17 protein-coding genes are annotated in these 19,343 nt (G+C 70.1%); 6 read left to right on the forward strand and 11 right to left on the reverse strand.

Going from position 1 to position 19,343, the window contains the following annotated elements:
- Positions 1–13 precede the first annotated feature (13 nt).
- A complete protein-coding gene (locus WI697_RS10750; RefSeq protein WP_062768055.1) occupies positions 14–1,639 on the reverse strand; it encodes an ABC transporter substrate-binding protein in 1,626 nt (541 codons plus the stop codon).
- Between the two features lie 186 nt (positions 1,640–1,825).
- A complete protein-coding gene (locus tag WI697_RS10755; RefSeq protein ID WP_062768058.1) occupies positions 1,826–2,803 on the reverse strand; it encodes a beta-keto acid cleavage family enzyme in 978 nt (325 codons plus the stop codon).
- 344 nt (positions 2,804–3,147) lie between these two features.
- On the opposite strand from WI697_RS10755, the gene WI697_RS10760 reads away from it, so the two are divergent.
- Both WI697_RS10760 and WI697_RS10765 read left to right on the forward strand, forming a co-directional pair.
- Positions 3,148–3,570, forward strand: coding sequence for a Zn-ribbon domain-containing OB-fold protein (locus tag WI697_RS10760; protein ID WP_062768061.1), 423 nt, complete (start codon positions 3,148–3,150; stop codon positions 3,568–3,570).
- Complete coding sequence (locus WI697_RS10765; protein WP_345958448.1) at positions 3,567–4,715, forward strand: thiolase C-terminal domain-containing protein; 1,149 nt, start codon at positions 3,567–3,569, stop codon at positions 4,713–4,715. Before WI697_RS10760 ends, WI697_RS10765 begins: the two co-directional genes overlap by 4 nt.
- Positions 4,716–4,787: 72 nt before the next feature.
- On the opposite strand, the gene WI697_RS10770 is transcribed toward WI697_RS10765, so the two are convergent.
- The 8 genes from WI697_RS10770 to WI697_RS10805 form a co-directional block, all read right to left on the reverse strand.
- Positions 4,788–5,855 carry a helix-turn-helix domain-containing protein gene (locus tag WI697_RS10770; RefSeq protein WP_345958449.1) on the reverse strand — a complete coding sequence of 356 codons (1,068 nt, stop codon included), beginning with the start codon at positions 5,853–5,855 and terminating at the stop codon, positions 4,788–4,790.
- Positions 5,855–6,742 (reverse strand): alpha/beta fold hydrolase, encoded by an 888-nt coding sequence (locus WI697_RS10775; protein WP_345958558.1) that lies wholly within the window; start codon positions 6,740–6,742, stop codon positions 5,855–5,857. Before WI697_RS10775 ends, WI697_RS10770 begins: the two co-directional genes overlap by 1 nt.
- Before the next feature lie 71 nt (positions 6,743–6,813).
- Positions 6,814–8,643, reverse strand: coding sequence for a gamma-glutamyltransferase (ggt, locus tag WI697_RS10780; protein ID WP_345958450.1), 1,830 nt, complete (start codon positions 8,641–8,643; stop codon positions 6,814–6,816).
- A 115-nt stretch (positions 8,644–8,758) separates the two neighbouring features.
- Complete coding sequence (gene arsH, locus WI697_RS10785; protein WP_345958451.1) at positions 8,759–9,523, reverse strand: arsenical resistance protein ArsH; 765 nt, start codon at positions 9,521–9,523, stop codon at positions 8,759–8,761.
- On the reverse strand, positions 9,520–10,581 hold the full coding sequence (arsB, locus tag WI697_RS10790) for an ACR3 family arsenite efflux transporter (protein ID WP_345958452.1): 1,062 nt from the start codon (positions 10,579–10,581) through the stop codon (positions 9,520–9,522). Before arsB ends, arsH begins: the two co-directional genes overlap by 4 nt.
- An 8-nt stretch (positions 10,582–10,589) precedes the next feature.
- The gene (locus WI697_RS10795) at positions 10,590–10,928 is read right to left on the reverse strand and encodes an ArsR/SmtB family transcription factor (protein WP_345958453.1); all 339 of its coding nucleotides are present in this window, start codon (positions 10,926–10,928) and stop codon (positions 10,590–10,592) included.
- A gap of 73 nt (positions 10,929–11,001) precedes the next feature.
- Positions 11,002–12,681, reverse strand: coding sequence for an L-lactate permease (locus WI697_RS10800; protein WP_345958559.1), 1,680 nt, complete (start codon positions 12,679–12,681; stop codon positions 11,002–11,004).
- Between the two features lie 181 nt (positions 12,682–12,862).
- A complete protein-coding gene (locus WI697_RS10805; protein WP_345958454.1) occupies positions 12,863–14,344 on the reverse strand; it encodes an aminotransferase-like domain-containing protein in 1,482 nt (493 codons plus the stop codon).
- A gap of 168 nt (positions 14,345–14,512) precedes the next feature.
- On the opposite strand from WI697_RS10805, the gene WI697_RS10810 reads away from it, so the two are divergent.
- On the forward strand, positions 14,513–15,493 hold the full coding sequence (locus WI697_RS10810) for a threonine dehydratase (RefSeq protein ID WP_345958455.1): 981 nt from the start codon (positions 14,513–14,515) through the stop codon (positions 15,491–15,493).
- Positions 15,494–15,603: 110 nt separating this feature from the next.
- Here WI697_RS10810 and cqsA read toward each other — a convergent pair whose 3' ends face one another.
- Positions 15,604–16,884, reverse strand: coding sequence for an alpha-hydroxyketone-type quorum-sensing autoinducer synthase (gene cqsA, locus WI697_RS10815; RefSeq protein WP_345958456.1), 1,281 nt, complete (start codon positions 16,882–16,884; stop codon positions 15,604–15,606).
- Positions 16,885–17,383: 499 nt separating this feature from the next.
- On the opposite strand from cqsA, the gene WI697_RS10820 reads away from it, so the two are divergent.
- The 3 genes from WI697_RS10820 to WI697_RS10830 are packed head-to-tail and all read left to right on the forward strand — an operon-like array spanning position 17,384 to position 19,342.
- On the forward strand, positions 17,384–17,671 hold the full coding sequence (locus tag WI697_RS10820) for a BufA1 family periplasmic bufferin-type metallophore (RefSeq protein WP_041607600.1): 288 nt from the start codon (positions 17,384–17,386) through the stop codon (positions 17,669–17,671).
- Positions 17,672–17,717: 46 nt separating this feature from the next.
- On the forward strand, positions 17,718–18,578 hold the full coding sequence (locus WI697_RS10825; RefSeq protein WP_345958457.1) for a DUF692 domain-containing protein: 861 nt from the start codon (positions 17,718–17,720) through the stop codon (positions 18,576–18,578).
- The gene (locus tag WI697_RS10830; RefSeq protein ID WP_345958458.1) at positions 18,575–19,342 is read left to right on the forward strand and encodes a DNA-binding domain-containing protein; all 768 of its coding nucleotides are present in this window, start codon (positions 18,575–18,577) and stop codon (positions 19,340–19,342) included. The genes WI697_RS10825 and WI697_RS10830 overlap by 4 nt, the downstream gene beginning before the upstream one ends.
- Position 19,343 lies beyond the last annotated feature (1 nt).

A 19,343-nucleotide genomic window follows, 5' to 3' on the forward strand; every position in this document is an offset into this window, starting at 1 on the left:
GGGCAGGGCGGCGTCACTTGGTCCGGGTCAGGCTGCGATAGTCGGTCTGACGGTGGAACCAGTAGGTGAAGCCGTCGATGTTCCTGGCCATCACCGCATCGAGCGCGGGCTGCCAGAGCATCACGACCGGCACCTCGTCGGCGGCGATCTTGACCATGCGCTTCGCGGCCGCTTCATAGGCCGCGGGGTCGCGCTCGTAGCGCGCCTTGGCGGTCAGTTCGGCCAGTTCCTCGTTCACGAACGAGCCGTAATTCCACCGGGTCTCGCCCTGGAAGAACACCCGGAAGAAATAGTCGGCCGAGGGCAGCCAGGCGATGGCGCTTTCGGTGAAGAAGGGCAGCTTCTTTTCCGAGATCAGGGTGCCCATCTGCGCATCCGGCACCTTCTCGACGGTGACGTCGATGCCGATCTTGCCGAGCGATTCCTTGATCAGCGCCGCGATCGGCTCGCTGGTCGCGGCCGAGCCGACATTGAACGAGAAGGTGGTCTTGAAGCCGTCGGGGAAGCCGGCCTCGGCCAGCAGGCCCTTGGCCTTGTCGAGGTTGGTGGAATAGGGCAGGCGCTGCGGGAATTTGCCGGTGTCGGGCAGGTCCTTCCAGGTCGCCCCCCAGAGCGGCGCGCCGCGGCGGTAGAGGGCGGCGGTGAACATGTCGTCGAAGGGCAGCGCATGGGCGATCGCCTGGCGGACCTTGACGTTGTCGAACGGCGCCATCCGGGTGTTGAAGGCGATCATCTGGAAGGCGTTGACCTGCGGGATCGACACCACCTTGACGGCGCCGCGATCCTTCAGCGCCAGCACGTCGCTTGCCTGCAGATCGATCGAGAGATCGGCGTCGCCGCGCTCGATCAGGCTGGCGCGGGTCGATGCCTCGGGCACGGTCTGGACGATGATCCGCTTGAAATAGGGCAGCGGGCCGCTCTTCCAGTCGTCGAACCGCTCCAGCACCACCTGCTGGCCGGCCTTGAAGGTCGAGACCTTGTAGGCGCCGCCCGAGGCCTGGTTTTCCTTCAGCCACTCGGTCGCCCAGGGATCCTCGGCGGTGGCGTGTTCCCTGGCGAGCTTCGAATTCAGGATGACCGGGAAGACCACGGCCAGGTTCGGCACCGCCAGCCGGTCGGGCTTGTCCAGCGTCACCTGGATGGTGTGGGCGTCGATGATCTTGAACTGATCGGGCGATTTCAGCGAACCGGTCGCCATCTGCGCGCCCGGCCCCTTCAGCGACACCGCGCGGTCCAGCGACCACTTCACGTCCTCGGCGGTCACCGGCGATCCGTCGTGGAAGGTGGCGTCGGGGCGGAGCTTGAAGGTGATGGTCAGGCCGTCATCGCTGATCGTGAAGCTTTCGGCCAGCTCCCCCTTCATATGGTCGAAGTCGTAGATATAGCCGTCGCCGAACTTCTTCCGGTCCCAGCTGACCAGCCGGTCGTAGATGTTCCAGTTCAGGCCGAAGCCGTCGCGGGTGATGCCCTGCATGCCGGCGTCCAGGGTGTTCACCTGGCCGCCGGTCACCACGCGCAGCGTCTCTTCCCGGCTCTGGGCCTGGGCTGCGCCGGCAATGGCCGTCAAGGTCAGCGCCGCCGAGGCGGCGGCGGCAATGAGGCGGGCGCGCAGGCGCCCCCTCGGCCGTGTGTGCAGCATTCCTGCCTCCTGTCGATGGGTCCCGTGTGGTTTTTTGCCCGTGCGGTTCTTGTCTGATCCGTCTCGGTCTGGGTCGTCTCGGGGGCTTCAGACGGGTGGTCTGCCGCTCGCCGTCCCGATGCCTTGCGCTCCCCGCAAGGGCATCGGGACGGGAGGGGGATGGTGCGGAAGGTCTGCGTCAGGCGATCAGGCGGCGGCGGCCCTGGACGGAACGCCCAGCATGGCGCGCGCCTCTTCGGGGCTCGCGATCGGCCGGCCCAGCTCCTCGACGATCCGGCGGATCTTGGCGACCTGTTCGGCATTGCTTTCGGCCATCTTGCCCGGGCCGGCATAGAGGCTGTCCTCAAGCCCGACGCGGACATGGCCGCCCATGGCAGCCGCCATGGTCGCGAAATTGATCTGATGGCGGCCGGCGGCCAGCACCGACCATTCGAAGGCATCGCCGAACAGCCGGTCGGCGATGGTCTTCATGTGCATCAGATTGTCGGGGTCGGCGCCGATGCCGCCCAGAATGCCGAACACCATCTGCACGAAGAGCGGCGGGGTCGCGAGCTTGCGGTCCAGGAAATGCGCCAGCGTATAGAGATGGCCGACGTCGTAGCATTCGTATTCGAAGCGCGCGCCCCGGCGTTCACCCATCTCGCGCAGGATGGTTTCGATATCGCCGAAGGTATTGCGGAAGATGACGTCCTTCGTCGCCTCGACATAGGGCTTTTCCCAGGGGAAGCGCCAGGTCTGATAGCGCTGGCCCAGATCGGAATAGACGAAGTTCATCGAGCCCATGTTGAGCGAGCAGATCTCGGGCGAGAGGCCGAGCGGGCCTTCCAGCCGCTGCTCCATGGTCATGGCGGTGGAGCCGCCGGTGGTGATGTTGATCACCGCATCGCATTGCTGGCGGATGCGCGGCACGAAGCCCTCGTAATGGGCAAGCTTCGGGCTCGGTCGGCCGTCTTCGGGATCGCGCGCATGCAGATGCAGGATCGCGGCGCCGGCCTTCGCGGCATCCACCGCCTGGGTGGCGATGTCGTTGGGCGTGTAGGGCAGATGCGGCGACATGGTCGGCGTGTGCACGGCGCCGGTCACCGCACAGCTGATGATCAGCTTCTTGCCGCGGCTGCGGGGCTTTGCGGGCGCATCGGCCGCGGTCTCGGGCGCGTCTGCCATGGGGGAGGGTCCTCGTCCTCGGGGGTAATGACATCAGGGGCATGCCCGTCCGGCCGCGGTCGATCACATGCCATCGTATTCATTCGACGACAGTGGAAGGCCGCGCCCGCCAGGCGGGGAAGACGCCCGGCGAGAGGCCGCCGGGGAAGGCGGCCTGCCGGGCAGGCATGCGGGGGGGAAGGAGGTGGTGAGCGATTGATGCTCGATCTTTGATCAAAGATTTGATCATCTGGCCCCTGCTTGTCAAACTCCTTTCTGCCCCGGCCGTCGTCGAAGACGGCCCTGGCGCATGGGCCCTGGCGCATGAGCCCTGGGGCATGACACACCACAGACGGGGATAACCGATGCTGAGAGGCAGCCTGCCCGAACCGACGCCGCAGACGGCCTGGTTCTGGGACGCGACCCGCAGGGGAGAGCTTTACGTTCAGGAATGCACCGCCTGCGGCGGCCGCCATTTCCCGCCCCGGCCCTTCTGCCCGGCCTGTGGCGGCCGGGAGGTGACGGCGCTGAAATGCAGCGGCCGGGCGACGCTCTGGAGCTATGTGATCAACCACATGGTGCCCAGGGACGGCGATGGCCCCTATGCGGTCGCGGTGGTGCGGCTGGACGAGGGGCCGTTGATGATGACCAATATCGTGGATTGCCCCCAGACGCCCGAGGCGCTGCCGCTGGATATGGCGCTGGAGGTGGTGTTCGAGCCGGTCTCCGAGACGATCACCCTGCCCAAATTCCGGCCGGTGGCCACGAGCGACGGAGCCGGCGCATGAGCCTGACCCACCCCCTGGCCTCGATCGTGGGGGCTGCCGAAACCACCCGGCTCGGCGTGCTGCCCGACATGTCGGAACTGGATCTGCATGCCGATGCGGCACTGAATGCGCTGGCCGATTGCGGCCTCGCCCCTGGCGATATCGACGGCATCGCCACGGCGGGCGAAAACCCCGCGATGCTGGCCCAGTATCTGGGCATCACGCCCACATGGGTGGATGCCACCAATATCGGCGGCTGTTCCTTCATGGCCCATGTCGCCCATGCCGCGGCGGCGATCCGGGCCGGGCTCTGCCGCACGGTGCTGATCACCCATGGTGAAAGCGGCCGGTCGCGGGTCGGCCATGTGCCCTGGACGGTGCCCGCGCATTCGCTGATGGGCCAGTTCGAACTGGGCTACACCCCGACCATGGCGGCGACGCTGTTCACCCTGCCGGCGCTGCGCTACATGAAGACCTTCGGGGTGACCGAGGAAGATCTCGCCCGGGTGACGGTGGTGCAGCGGCAATGGGCCGGTTTCCACCCGCGCGCCTTCCGCCGCGATCCGGTGACGGTCGACGAGGTGCTGGCCTCGCGCATGATCGCCTGGCCGTTCCGCATCCTGATGTGCTGCCTGGTCACCGATGGCGGCGGCGCCCTGGTCCTGACCGCCCCCGACCGCGCGGCCGATTTCCCGACCCGCCCCGTCGACGTGATCGGCACGGGCGAGAGCGTCGAGCATCTGATGATCACCGAGATGAAGGACTACACCAGCTCCCGCGCCTTCCGCGTGGCCGGGGACCAGGCCTTCGCCGCCGCGGGCATCGACCGCGCCGATGTCGACCATCTGATGATCTACGACGCCTTCGCCCATGTGCCGCTCTATGGGCTGGAGGCGCTGGGCTTCGTGAAACCGGGCGAGGCGGCCGGCTTCATCGCCGACGGTCACACCGCCCCCGGCGGCCGCCTGCCGATGAACACCAATGGCGGCGGCATCAACTACATGCATTCCGGCATGTACGGCATGTACGCGCTTCAGGAAGCCGTCCGCCAGATGCGCGGCACGGCGCCCGAAGGGGCACAGATCAGGGACGCCCGCATTTCGGTCGTCCAGGGCGTGGGCGGCATGTTCGGCACCGCCGGCACCGTCATCCTGGCCCGCCGCTGACGGGGGCCGCGGGTGGGTCGAGGAAGAGGGTGATGGACATCGGGGCCTCTCTTTCGGCAGACATGGTGACGATTACGGCGTGCGCGCGCCCGCCCCCCGCCGATCCCGCCGCCAGCCGCTGGGGGTGGTGCCGGTGACCCGGCGGAATTCGCGGTTGAAGTTGGATTTGGTCTGGAAGCCGGCGTCGAACATGATCCGGGTGACCGGTTCGTCGGTGGTGGAGAGCAGGCGGCAGGCCTCGGCCACGCGGTGGTCGTTGACCAGCTGCGAGACGTTGCGGTCCAGGCGGCGGTTAACCGCGGCCGACAGGCGGCGGGCCGGCAGGCCCAGGCGGCGGGCCAGGCGGTCGAGGGTGAGGTCGGGGTCGCGATAGGGCGCGCGGTCCCGCATCAGGGCGTCGAGGCGGTCGATGATCGCCTGATCTTCGGCGAGGTCGTCCTCGTCAGCCGTGGGCTCGTCATCCTGTGCCGTCTTCGCTTGTGGCGGTTCCATCGGCGCCGCCGGCTGTTGCGGCGGGGCGAGACCGGTGGTGGCGATCGCCCAGGCGCCGGCCGGCAGGGCGATCAGATTGGCCGCGGCCACGATCAGCACCGCATGGCGGCCGGCCGAGAGCGCAACGTCGAGGGCGATGGCGAGGTCGACCAGGGCGAAACCCGCCAGCAGCAGACCGACCAGCCGCATCGACCGGATGGATTTCGGGGCGTCGTCCAGCCGCGCCGCCGCCAGCGCATCGGGGCCGCGGGCGGCGAGGCGCAGCAGGGCTGCGGCATAACCAAGGAAGATGGCCGCCAGCACCCCGTCGATCGGCGCCTTCCACAGCGTCCAGATGCCCGACAGCACCGCCACCAGGGCCACGGGCAGCAGATGTGGCCAGAGGGCGCGGCGTCGCGGCCGGGTGAGGCGGGCGAAGCACAGCCAGGCGAGCGGCGGCAGGGTGGCGGCGACCACCGGCTGAAGGGCGCGGATGGCCGCGAGATCGGTGCTCCAGCGCAGCCCGACCACGATGAGATCCAGCGTGCAGGCGGCAACGAACACCAGCGGCGGCGTGATCCGCCGGCCGGGCTCGCTGCCTGCCACCAGCCGCGCGCAGAGAATGGCGAGCAGCAGCGCGCCGACGAAGGGCAGAGGCAGGGACGGCATCAGCGGCGGGCAAGCTCTGCCACCGCGCGGGCAAAGGCCGCGGGCGCTTCCTGGGGAATGTTGTGGCCGATGCCCGGCAGCACCTCGTAGGACCAGGGGCCCTGAAACTGCCGGCGGTCGCCGTCGCGGCCTTCGGGCGGATCGACCCCGTCGCTGGCGCCCTGGAGCACGATCGCGGGCACGGTGATCGGCGGCTGGGCCGCAAGCCGCTGTTCGATCGCCGCATGGGCCGGGTCGCCCGCCACCAGCCCATAGCGGTGGCGATAGGAATGGATGACGACCTCCACGAAATCGGGATTGTCGAAGGCAGGGGCGGTTCGGGCAAAGGTCGCGTCGTCGAAATCCCAGTCCGGCGACCAGAGGTTCCACAGCAGCCGGCAGAGATCGCGGCGGTTCCGGGTGAGACCGGCCCGGCCGCGCTCACCATGGAAATAATACTGATACCACCAGCGATGCTCGGCCTCGGGGGCTGCCGGTGCAGACGCGGCGGCGATGTTCTGGATGTTGTAGCCCGATCCGCCGCTCACCAGCCCGCGCACCCGGTCGGGCCAGAGGGCCGCCACGATGCAGGCGGCGCGCCCGCCCCAGTCATAGCCGGCGAGCACGGCGGGCGGCAGGTCGAGCGCCTCCAGGAAGGCCAGCAGATCGGCCCCCAGCGCCGCCTGTTCACCCGATCGTGGCGTCGCGTCGTCGAGGAAGCGGGTCGGGCAATAGCCGCGCAGCCAGGGGATCAACACCCGGTGGCCCGATGCGGCGAGAATCCTTCCCGCTTCGGTCATCGCGTGCACGTCATAGGGAAAGCCGTGGAGCAGGACCACCGGCGGGCCGTCCGCGGCGCCAGCCTCCAGATACGCGATCTCCAGCTGCCCGGCCCGGATGCGCTTCATGTCCATGCCCGCGATCTTTCTTCCTGTCACTGATCCACGCCTCACCGGCCTACGCCTCACCGGCTTACGACTCACTGGCCCGTGGCAATGCCTTCGCGCCTGGGGTCGGAGCCGCCCAGCAGCGTGCCGTCGGGGCGGATCCGGATCAGGTTCAGCCCGCTGGTCATTTCTGCGGTGGCGGTCTGATCGCCCAGCAGGCCGAGCCCGGTGATCAGGGCTTCGGCCCCGGTACCGGCCTCGATCTCGGTCGGGCCGTTGCGGTTCAGCACATGGGGCAGTTCCGCCGCCGCCTGCGGGTCGAGGTCGAAATCGATCATCGCGGTCAGCGCCTGGGCGACATAGCCGATGATCCGGCTGCCGCCGGGCGAGCCGGCGACGATCGCCGGCCGGTCGTCCGGGCCATAAACGATGGTGGGCGCCATGGAACTGCGCGGCCGCTTGCCCGGCTCCACCCGGTTGATCACCGGCCGGCCGTCGATCTCGGGCCGGAAGGAGAAATCGGTCAGCTGGTTGTTGAGCAGGAAGCCGCGCACGAATACGCCCGAACCGAAGGCACCTTCGACGCTGGTGGTCATGGAGACGACATTGCCCGCGGCATCGACGATCGACAGATGCGAGGTGCCGTTCTCGTGCCGGCCGGGATCGGCCGCCAGCGCCAGGGTCTGGGCCCCCGGCGGCAGGCCGGCCGGGACCGGCACCGGCAGGGCCTTGCCCGGCTCTATGGTGCGCGCCCGGGTGTCGAGATAGACCGGGTTGATCAGCCCGGCCACGGGCACCGGCACATGGTCGGGATCGGCCACCCAGCGGTCGCGATCGGCGAAGGCGAGCTTCGACGCCTCGGCCAGCAGATGGATGTTGGTCAGCGCCAGCGGGCCCTGTTTCGGATCGAGGGGATGGCGGTCCAGAAGCCCCATGATCTGGCCGATCGCAAGCCCGCCCGACGAGGGCGGGCCCATGCCGCAGACGTCATGGGCATGATAGGGCACGCAGACCGGCGGCCGCTCCACCACCCGATAGGCGGCAAGATCGGCCTCGGCGATCCGGCCGGGATTGTCGGCGCGCGCGGCGGCGGCCGCGACCAGATCGGCCCCGATCGGCCCGGCATAGAAGGCGGCGGCGCCGTCCGTCAGCAGGGCGCGCAGCGTGTCGGCATAATCGGGGTTGGGCAGCAGCGTGCCCGGGGCGGGCGGCTGGCCCCCCGGCATGAAATGCGCCATGGCCCGCGGATCCTTGCGGAGCGAGGCCGAGGCGCGGGGATCGGCGAGCAGCCCGGCCAGGCGCGGCGAGACCGGCACGCCGGCCTCTGCCAGCGCAATCGCCGGCTGGAACAGGCGGGTGAGCGGCAGCCGGCCCCAGCGCTCGTGCAGTGCGAAGAGCAGCGCCGGCACCCCCGGCACCCCCACCGACCGGCCGCCGGGCACGGCATCGCGGAACCCCATCGGGCTGCCGTCTGTGGTGAGGAAGAGGTCGGGCCCGGCTGCGGCGGGCGCGGTTTCGCGCGCATCCAGCGTGGTCAGCCGGCCGGCGGCGGCATCGTGGTAGAGCACGAAGGCGCCGCCGCCGATCCCGCTCGATTGCGGCTCCAGCAGGCCCAGCATCAGCTGCACGGTGATCGCCGCATCGGCGGCGCTGCCGCCGTCTTCCAGCACCGTGCGCCCGGCATCGACCGCAAGCGGATGGGCGGCGACCACCATCATCTGCCGGGTGGCGACCGGGCCACGGCTTGCGGCCCGGCCGGTCGCGGCCTCGGGTGCCGCGCGGCCATCGGTCATCGAAGGGCCGGCAGGGGGGATCGTCGTCTGGCCGAAGGCGGGTGCCGTCGGGACCGGGCCGGTCAGAACCGAGGCGAGCAGGGCCGCCGCAATCCCGGCGGCGGCGGATCGGCGGAGGCGGGCGAGCATGGCGGGTCCGGCTTTCATGGCCGTCGGCGGCAACCGCCGTCGGCGGAGAGAGTGCAGGCCCGCCATCATGCCAGCTTGGGCCGAAGGCGTCAGCCCCGGTGCGCGTGTGCCGCGATCAACGGCCGGTCCCGATCGACTTCGCGACCAGTTCGGCCGTGGCGCCGGCCCGCTGCCCGGCCTCGCGCCGTTCGGAATAGCGATCGACCAGCTGGCCCGCATGGGGGCGAAGCAGGATGGTGAAGCGGACCAGTTCCTCCATCACATCGACGATCCGGTCGTAATACGCCGACGGACGCATGCGGCCGGTCTCGTCGAATTCCTGCCAGGCTTTCGCGACGCTCGACTGGTTGGGGATGGTGAACATCCGCATCCAGCGGCCGAGCAGACGCAGCGTGTTGACCGCATTGAAGCTCTGCGAGCCGCCCGAGACCTGCATCACCGCCAGCGTCCGCCCCTGGGTGGGGCGCAGGCCCTTCATCTGCAGGGGCAGGTGGTCGATCTGCGCCTTCATGATGCCGGTGATCTGGCCATGGCGTTCCGGGCTGCACCAGACCTGCCCCTCGGACCAGAGCGACAGGGCGCGGAGGTCATGCACCGCCGGATGGTCGTCGCCCGGCACCTGGTCGGGCAAAGGCAGGTCGTGCGGATCGAAGATCCGGGTCTCGGCCCCGAAGGCCTCCAGCAGCCTGGCCGCCTCTTCGACCGCGAGACGCGAGAAGGAATGGTCGCGCAGCGAGCCGTAGAGCAGCAGGATCCTGGGCTTGTGATCGGGCCCGCCCGGCGCCAGCCCGGCGGCGGGATCGGGGATCATATAGCGCGGATCCAGCGCCGGCAGGTGATCGGGATCCGGGAGCGGACGCAGGCGGGTGATGGTGGTCATCGGCGGGCGGGCCCTGGGGTTGGGGTGGTCCGGAACCGGGCGGCGCGGCGGGCGGCCTGGACCAGCAGGATCAGCACCGGCACTTCGACCAGCGGCCCGATCACGGCGGCGAAGGCAGCCGGGGAGGCGAGGCCGAAAGCGGCGATCGCAACCGCGATCGCCAGCTCGAAATTGTTGCCGGCGGCGGTGAAGGCGATGGCGGTGGTGCGCGGATGGCCGGCTCCGATCCGACGGCCCATGACGAACGAGACCGTGAACATCACCACGAAATAGATCACCAGCGGCAGGGCGATGCGCAGCGCATCCAGCGGCAGCCGGACCACGTCGCCGCCTTTCAGCGCAAACATGGCGATGATGGTGAAGAGCAGGGCGGCCAGCGTCACCGGGCCGATCCGGGGCAGAAAGCGGCTCTCGTACCAGTCGGGGCCGCGGGTTGCGACCAGGATCCGCCGGGTGAGGAAGCCGGCCAGGAACGGAATGCCCAGATAGATCGCGACCGCTTCGGCGACCGTGGCGAACCCCACCTCGATCACGACACCGTCGAGCCCGACGAGCGGCGGTAGCACGGTCAGGAAGAGCCAGGCATAGAGGCCGAAGAACAGCAGCTGGAAGATGGCGTTGAAGGCGACCAGCCCGGCCACGTACTCGCCGTCGCCGCCGGCCAGCCGGTTCCAGACCAGAACCATGGCGATGCAGCGGGCAAGACCGATCAGGATCACCCCGGTCATGTAGCCCGGCTGGTCGTGCAGGAAGATCACGGCCAGCGCGAACATCAGCCCCGGGCCGATCAGCCAGTTCTGGACCAGCGACAGCAGCAGGACCGGCCGGTCGGCAAAGACCTTGGGCAGGTCTTCGTAGCGCACCCGTGCAAGCGGCGGGTACATCATCAGGATCAGCCCGATCGCGATCGGCAGATTGGTGGTGCCGATGGTCAGCCGGTCGAGCATGGCCGGCAGACCGGGCAGCAGATGGCCAAGGGCGATGCCCGCGGCCATGGCCGCGAAGATCCAGAGGGTGAGCCAGCGGTCGAGGAAGGAGAGGCGGCCGGTTTCAGGCATGCAGTGCCTCAGGCATGTGGGGGCGTCTCCGTCCCCGGGTGCGGCAGGCCGCAGGCGGCCGGGTTGCCGCCGCAGCAGTTTTCGGTGAGGAAGCCGACCAGCCCGGCCATCCGGTCGAAGGCGGCGGTGTAGATCAGCGAGCGGCTTTCCCGCCGGCAGGCGACCAGCCCCGCCTGTTTCAGCTGGGCCAGATGAAACGAGGCGGTGGGGGCGGCAAGACCGATCGCCTGGGCGATCTGCCCCGCAGGCAGCCCCTCGGGCCCCGCCTGGACCAGCAGGCGGAAGATGTCGAGCCGCGCCTCGTGGGCAAGGGCCGCCAGGGCGGTGATGACCTCTGTTTTTTCCATATTTCTAGAATATTAAAAATATAAAAGCCGTCAAGCCCGGTGGCGGGGGGCGCCGTGCCCCCCGCCCTGGCGATCAGGCCGGGGTCAGCGGGTCGCCGAGGCCGAGCAGGTGGAAGCCTGCCAGCAGCAATGCGCCGGCGAGCAGCACGTAATAGATCGTCGGCAGGATGGTGATGCGCAGCGTCGACCCCTCGCGGCCGAGCAGGCCCACGGTGGCCGAGGCGGCGACGACATTGTGGATGGCGATCATGTTGCCGGCGGCGGCGCCGACCGACTGGCCCGCGACCATCAGCGCGCCCGACAGGCCGAGCAGTTCCGCCACGCTGAACTGGAACTGGCTGAGCATCAGATTGGAGACGGTGTTCGATCCGGCGAGGAAGGCACCGAGCGCGCCGACCGTGGGGGCGAAGAGGGGGTAGACATGGCCGACGCCGTCTGCCACGGCGCGGGCCATCATCACCGGCATGCTGGCCAGCCCTTCGGCATTGATGCCGGAATTGATCATCACCCGCACCATCGGCACGGTGAAGATCAGCACGAAACCGGCACCGAGCAGGGTGCCGGCGCTTTCCCCGACCGCCCGGCCGAAGGCGGCCGGCTTCATGCGGTGGAGCAGCAGCGTGACCAGGCAGACGATGACCAGAATGCCGCCCGGCAGATAGAGCAGGGCGAAATCGCCGCCGATGCCGGTCTCGCCCAGGATGTTGGTGGCCCGGAAGGTGACGGATTTGAGCGCATCGCCGACCGCGGGCACCGTGCGGCTGACCACCAGGATGACGGCGAGCAGCACATAGGGCGCCCAGGCCAGCGCCACCGGAATGCGGCGGGCCGTCAGCTGATCGAGCCGGATTTCCACCCGGCCCATCCAGCCGGACGGCCATTCCGACGGCGGGGCGAAATCCCAGCGGTCACGGGGGACCAGGAAGCCGGCGCGGGCGGCGGCGGTGACGATGGCGAGCCCGATCAACCCGCCCAGCAGCGACGGGAATTCGGCGCCGAGGAACACCCCCGCCGCGACATAGGGAAGGGTGAAGGCGAAGGCTGCGAAGATGGCGAAGGGCAGGATCGACAGCCCTTCGGTCCAGGACCGGTTGCGGCCGAAGAAGCGGGTCATGACCATGATCAGGAACAGCGGCATCAGCGTGCCGCAGATCGCATGGATGATGGCCACTTCCGAGGTGATCAGGCCGAAAAACGCGCCCCAGGACGACCCCTGGGCGGTGAGCGTCGCCGACAGCGCCGCCCGGTCGAGCCCGGTTTGCACGCCCACGATCAGCGGCGTGCCGACGGCGCCGAACGAGACCGGGGTCGACTGGATCATCATGCCGAAGACGACGGCCGCCGCGGCCGGGAAGCCTACCGCCACCATCAGGGGGGCCGCGACCGCGGCCGGCGTGCCGAAGCCCGAGGCGCCTTCGATGAACGAGCCGAACAGCCAGGCGATCAGGATCACCTGCACCCGGCGGTCAGGGCTGATCGCGGTGAAGCCCGATCGGATCGCGGCGATGCCGCCCGAATGTTTCAGCGTGTTGAGCAGCAGGATGGCGCCGAAGATGATCCAGAGCAGGCCGGCGGTCTGGATCAGCCCCTGAAGGGTGGAGGCGAGCACGCGGTTGCCGCTCATCCCCCAGACGCCCAGGGCGATCGCGACGGTGAGCAGATACACGATCGGCATGGCACGCGCCGCCGGCCAGCGCAGGCCGATCAGCAGGATGCCGGCGACGAGGATCGGCAGGAAGGCCAGCAGGGCCATCAGCCCGGAGGTTTCGGTGGGCACGGGGGTCATACCTCCTGGAACGGGCGCCCGGCCCGGTGGCGCCCGGCCTGGTGGCGGCGGGCGGTGGTTGCTTCCGGCGGGGTACTGTGCAAGAAGTATGACTAATCAATAACAGGATTAACAGACGAGATTCGCAACCTTTAATTTATGGTGTGTTTTACGCGATCGGGCGGAGCGACGACGGTGCCGCCCGCGGGTCGAGCAGCCGGGCCAGGCGGTCCAGCGCCTTCAGGAACACGGCGTCGTCGGGGGCGGCGGCCAGCGACAGGCGGGCGGCGGCGGGGACGGGAACCGGCGGCACGGTGAAGGCCCGGGCCGGAGCGACGCGCACACCGGCCGCTTCGGCGGCTTCGGCGAAGCGGTCCGGATCCCAGACACGATCATGGCTGCGGTCGGGCCCGAGACCGATCCAGGCATGGGCGCAGGCCGGGGCGAGCGTCAGGTCCAGCCCGGGCAGGCGCTGGTCGAGCAGGGCGCGGCGGCGCAGATTGGCCGTGCGCGCCGCGGCGGCGAGGGTTTCGGCCGTGCCGTCGTCGATCCAGCGGGTGACGATTTCGGCGCCGAGCGGCGGGGCCATCCAGGCCGAGGCCCAGAGAGCGGCGGCGATGCGGTCGTCGAGGGCGGCCGGTGCCGCCAGCCAGCCGACCCTGAGCCCCGGCCCCAGCACCTTGGACGGGCTGCCGACCAGCAGCACCTGATCGGGGCAGAGCGCCGCGACCGGCGCCGGCAGGGCGGCCGGGGGGGCAAGGGGGGCGTGAACATCGTCCTCGATCAGGAACAGGCTGCGACGGGCGAGGACCCGGGCGAGATCGGCCCGGCGGGCGGGGCCCATGCTGGCGCCGGTGGGGTTGTGCAGAGAGGGGGAGAGAATGGCGCCGCGAAGCCGGCCGTCCTCGGCGGCCAGCCGGTCCAGTGCGGCGGGGTCGGCGCCCTCGGCATCGATCGGCAGGGGCTTCAGGCGGATGCCGCGGAAGCGGGCCGCGGCCAGGATCGACGGGTTGGCGAGGCCTTCGACCGCCACCGCCTCTCCCGGTGCGGCGATGGCGGCCAGGGCCACCACCAGCGCATGCTGGGCGCCGGCGGTGACCGTCACCCGCGCCGGATCGGGTGACCAGCCGGCCCGGCCGAGCCAGGCTGCCCCGGCCGCACGGTGGCGGGCGGCGCCGCGGGCGGGCTGATAGGCCAGCAGCTCCGCGGCCTGGGGGGCGGCCGCCAGGGCGGCAAGCGTGCGGGAGAGGGCGGCCGCTGCTGCCGGATCGGCAGGCTGGGCCAGGGAAAGGTCGATCAGCGCGGTTTCGTCCTCGGCCTCGGCGGATGTCTCGCGCCGCCGCCGCGGGCGGGTGGCCTCCCGCGGGGCGATCACCCCGTCATCGGCGCGGCGACGCCGGCCGACCCGGGTGCCGCGGCCGACCTCTGCCGTCACCAGCCCGCGGGCCGACAGCTCGTCATAGGCACGGGTGACGGTGGCGATGGCGACGCCGAGCCCCCAGGCCAGGCGGCGCTGCGGCGGCAGGGCTGCCCCGGGGGCAAGGCGGCCGGCGGCGATATCGGCGGCGATCGCATCGGCGAGTGCCCGATAGACCGCGCCGCCGCGCGCGGCCTCCACCGCCTGCCGCCAGCCCTCGTGCAGCGCGTCCATGATTGCACGCCCCCTTGCCGTGAAATTTGCCCTCAGGACAATCGCGCCGTTGACCGGCGGCCGGTGAAGGCGTGTCCTGAAGATGACGTCAGAACGATACAACCATCTGACCTGACGACGTGAATTCAAAGATTGTCCTTAGGACGATCACGCAAGGGAGACGCCGGGATGACGATCGATGCCGCATTGGAGGATGCCCGCCGGATCGTGGGGGAGGCGATGGCGCCCACGCCACAGATCGCCTGGCCGCTGCTGTCCCGGCGGCTGGGGGTCGAGACCTGGATGAAGCACGACAACCACACCCCGATCGGCGCCTTCAAGCTGCGCGGCGGCATCGTCCACGTCACCCGCCTGCTGCGGGCGCGGCCCGAGGTCCGGCATCTGATCGCCGCCACCCGCGGCAATCACGGCCAGGCGGTCGCCTTCGCCGCCCGGCGCCACGGCATCGCCGCGACCATCGTGGTGCCGCGCGGCAACAGCGCCGGGAAGAATGCCGCCATGCGCGCGCTGGGCGCCGAGGTGGTGGAGGGCGGCGCCGACTATCAGGCGGCGCGCGACCATGCCGCGGCGATGGTCGAGGCCGCGGGCGGACGGGCGGTGATGGTGCCGGCGATCTCTGCCGACATCGCCGACGGCACCGCCACCCAGTCGCTGGAATTCCTGACCGCCGCGCCGGCGCTGGACCGGCTGTATGTGGCGGTGGGCATGGGCTCGGGCATCTGCGGCGCGGTGCGGGCCCGCGATGCGCTGGGGCTTGAAACCGAAATCGTGGGCGTGGTGGCCGAAGGTGCACCGGCCTATGCGCTCTCCTTCGCCGCCGGCCGGCGGATCGAGACCGCACAGGCCACGACCTTTGCCGACGGCATCGCCTGCCGGTCGCCCGACCCCTGGGCGCTGGAGGTGATCGGCCGCGGCGTGTCGCGCTTCGTGACCGTGTCTGAAGCCGGGCTTGCCGAGGCGGTCCGGGCCTGTCACGCCGATACCCACAACCTGGCCGAAGGGGCGGGGGCGGCCGCCCTGGCCGGTGCCATGGCCGATGCCGCCGCCGGCCGGCTGGCCGGCTGCAGGCGGATCGGCGTGGTGCTGTCGGGCGGCAATATCGATGCGGCCCTCTATGCCGGGCTGATCGCGGCACCGGCAGCGGCCTGACGGGCATTGACCGGAAGAGGATCGACCAACGGATGGAGGGCGGCCGGATTGGGGGGCGGCCGGATCGGGGGCGGCCCCGAAGGGCCGCCCGCCGGGTCGGGATCCGCGGATCAGGCGGCATCGCGATCGATGCGCAGGTCGCTGACCAGCAGATCCCGGCAATCCGCCGCCGCCCGGATCACCCGGTCCAGATCGGCCTGGGTGAGACCGGAATTGACCGTCAGCCGCACCAGCGACCGGCCCTTGGGCGTTGCCGGGGCGCAGAACACAGCGCCGAAGATGCCGTGATCTTCCAGCCGGTCGCGCAGCTGCGCGGTCTTCGCCTCGGCCCCGCCGATCAGCGAGATGATCGGCGCCGGGCTGGAGCCCACATCGATGCCCACCTCGGCCAGGCCCGCCCGCAGATAGGCGGTGTTGGCGAAGAGCCGCGACCGCCGGTGCTCGTCGGCCCGGATCACGTCGAGCGTGGCGCGGAAGCCGGCGATTTCATGCGGCAGCACGGTCGAGCTGAAGATCGCCGGCCGCGAGGTGTAGCGGAAGTATTCCAGCGTCTTCTTCGTGCCGGCCACGATGCCGCCGCGGCCGACCATGGCCTTGGACAGGCTGAAGGTGCGGAAATGCACCCGGTGCTCCAGCCCCATGGCGGTCACCAGGCCCGAGCCCTGGGGCCCGAACACGCCGACGCCGTGGCTTTCATCCACCACCAGCATGCAGCCGGTCTCTTCCGCCAGATCGCAGAGCTGGTCGAGCGGGCAGAGATCGCCGCTGGTGCTGTAGACCGAATCGACCAGGATCACGCCCGGGCCGTTCTTGGCGATCACGCTGCGCAGATGGGTCATGTTGTTGTGGCGGAAGGGCCGCGGCTTTGCGCCGGCGCTGTGGATGCCCTGCCAGAGCGAGGCATGGCCGTAGAGATCGACATAGACCGGGGTGTCGGCATCGGCGATCGCCTGGATCAGCCCGTCATTGGCGGCCCAGCCCGACTGGCAGAGGGCCACGCCCTCCGAGCCCAGGAACCGGGCCATCTCGCGCTCATAGGCGCCCTGCGCGTCGAGGAACTGCACGAACACGCCCGACATGAAGGTCTCGGTCTTCACGTCGTCGAGGGCGGCGCGGAGCGCGCCGATGATCCGGCCGTCATCGGCGAGCGAGAGATAATCGTTATTGGCCAGCATGATGGATCCGGCCTGCGGCGCGCGGCCAACCGTGACATGATGTTCGGGGTACTCGGCCTTCCATTCCGCCATGCGGCGCTGCAGGCCCGGCAGTTCGGGGGCGAGCCCGCCCTGGCTGCGGGGCTGCGCCGCCGCGAAGGGCTGGGGGCCCGACAGGGTGCGGTGCAGGCTGTCGACGGCGGCGGTGCGGACGGTGGCGATGTCGTTGGTGAGCATGTGTCTTCTCCTGAGGGACAGGTCCGGGCATCCGGACAGTGGAGGGCGCGTGTCGCGCGCAACCGGGCGGTCATCGGCGCGTTCTGCCCGATGTTCGCAATCCGGAGCTGCGTCCATGGACGCGGGCTCGCTCTAAGCTACATGGGGAGAGGGAGGGATCGAATCATGAACTGAAACTTAACGACGATATTTCATCACGTGTCATTCATCTTCAGGCCGCAGAAGACACACGTATGAAGGGTGCGATCGTCCTGTGCCCTTCTACGGTGTTTTGATTTATTCACACAACTTAAAGGCGTGTCTTCTTGCGGAAAATTCTCCCGGAACGTCGACCCGGCGGGCGTCACGCGGGGCGCACGAAATCGTGAAGACCAGGGGGTGGAGGGTGATTGGCGGCCGGCCCCGGATCCTGACTATGCTCATCTCAAGGACGGCAGGGATGCGGACGGGTTCCAGGGGGGACCGGCATTGCCGCCCGACCGAGAGGGAGCAGGATCCGATGACCATGCGTATCGACAACGTCACCGCCGCCATCGCCGCCGCCATGTCGCTGGCCGCCGTGACGCTCGCCACCGTTCCGGCCACGGCCGCCGAGACCGAGAAGTGCTATGGCATTTCGAAGGCCGGCCAGAACGACTGCGCCAATGCCGCGGGCACCCATTCCTGTGCCGGCATGTCCAAGGCGGATTACGACGGCGCCGACTGGAAGGCCGTCGCCAAGGGCAGCTGCGTCGGCATGGGCGGCATGCTGGAGCCCTTCAAGGGCATGAACCCGAAGAAGAGCTGAGCGTTCCACAAGGCGGAATGATCCATCCGGCAGGAGGTGCGGTGATATGACAGGCACCAATGCGATTGCAGGGATCGGCCTGCGCCCGCCGCACCTCCCCGGCCTTCTGTCGGGAACCGCCGCCCGGCCCGGCTGGGTGGAGATCCATGCCGAGACCTTCATGGCCGCCCGCCCGGGCGCCGGGTCGCATCCGCGGCTGCGGGATCTTGAACGGCTGCGGGCGGATCTGCCGGTCTCGATCCACGGCGTCGGTCTGTCGCCCGGCAGCGCCGGCGGTATCGATGCCGATCATCTGGCGCGGCTGGTCGATCTGGCCTGCCGGCTGGACCCGGTGCTGGTATCGGAACACGCCGCCTGGTGCCGGACACCGGCCGGCTGGATCGACGACCTGCTGCCGCTGCCGATGACGGCCGGGGCCTTGCGCAGTCTGGCAGACAATGTCTGCCGCATTCAGGACGCGCTGAAGCGGCCGCTGCTGATCGAGAACCCGTCCACCTACCTGCCGCTGGCCGGCGAGATGGACGAGCCGGCCTTCCTGACCGCCCTGGTCCGGCAGACCGGCTGCGGCCTGCTGCTCGACGTCAACAACATCGCGGTCAGCGCCCATAATCTGGGGGGCGATGCGCGTGCCTGGCTGGCGGCGATGCCGCTTGCGGCGGTGGGCGAGATCCACATCGCCGGCCATACGGCGGAGCCGGATCCCGACGACCCTGCCGCCCCGGCGCTGCTGATCGACGATCACGGCCACCCGGTGGCCGATCCGGTCTGGGATCTGCTCGATCAGGCTTTGGCGGCGACCGGTCCGGTGCCGGTTCTGCTGGAGCGCGACACCGATCTGCCGCCCTGGGCGGTGCTGATCGCCGAGGCGGCGCGCGCTGACCTTGCCATCGATCGGGTGCGGCCATGAGCCTCGGCGATTTTCAGGACCGGATGGCGGCGATGGCACTCGGCCGGGCGCCGGTCGACCCGGCGGCCATTGCCGGCTGGGCCGATCCCCGCTGGTCCGCCGCCGCCCTGCAGCGCCGGCTGGCGGTGCATCGCCGCAATGCCGCGGGTGCGGCGATCGAGGCGCTGGCCGCGGCCTTTCCGGTCACCCGGATGATGATCGGCGACGCCGCATTCGCAATCTTCGCCCGCGCATATCTGCGTGATCACCCCCCGGCCGTGCCGCAGCTGTCGGCCTGGGGCGCGGACTTCCCCGACCAACTGGCGGCAGAGGCCGATCTCTGGCCGGCGGTTGCCTGGGTGGCGCGGCTGGAATGGGCGCGGGTGGCGGTCTGGTTCGCGCCCGAGACCCCGGTCTTTCACCCCGGTGCGGCCCCGCCGACCCGCCTGATGCTCAGGCCTTCGGCCCGGGTGGTCGATGCGCCCTGGCCGGTTCAGGCGATCTGGGCGGCCCATCAACCGGATGCCGCCATGGATCTGGCCGAGGCGATCGAGCGCGGGCCGGACTGCGTGCTGATGGTGCGTGGCCCGTCGGGCCTGCCGGTTCACCACCTCATGCCCGCCGGGACCGGTGGTCTGGCCGGGCTGTTCTGTCCGAACGACCGGGGCGAGGTGCCGGCGCTTGCCGCCGTGGTCGCGCTGGCACTGGAACGCCGCCCCGATCTGGACCTGCCGGCGGCGCTGGGCGGGCTGATATCCGCGGGCGCGCTCGGCCCTGCGGCCTGAT

Origin of the sequence: Tistrella mobilis (assembly GCF_039634785.1) — a bacterium.
In the GTDB taxonomy this organism is placed as follows: domain Bacteria; phylum Pseudomonadota; class Alphaproteobacteria; order Tistrellales; family Tistrellaceae; genus Tistrella; species Tistrella mobilis.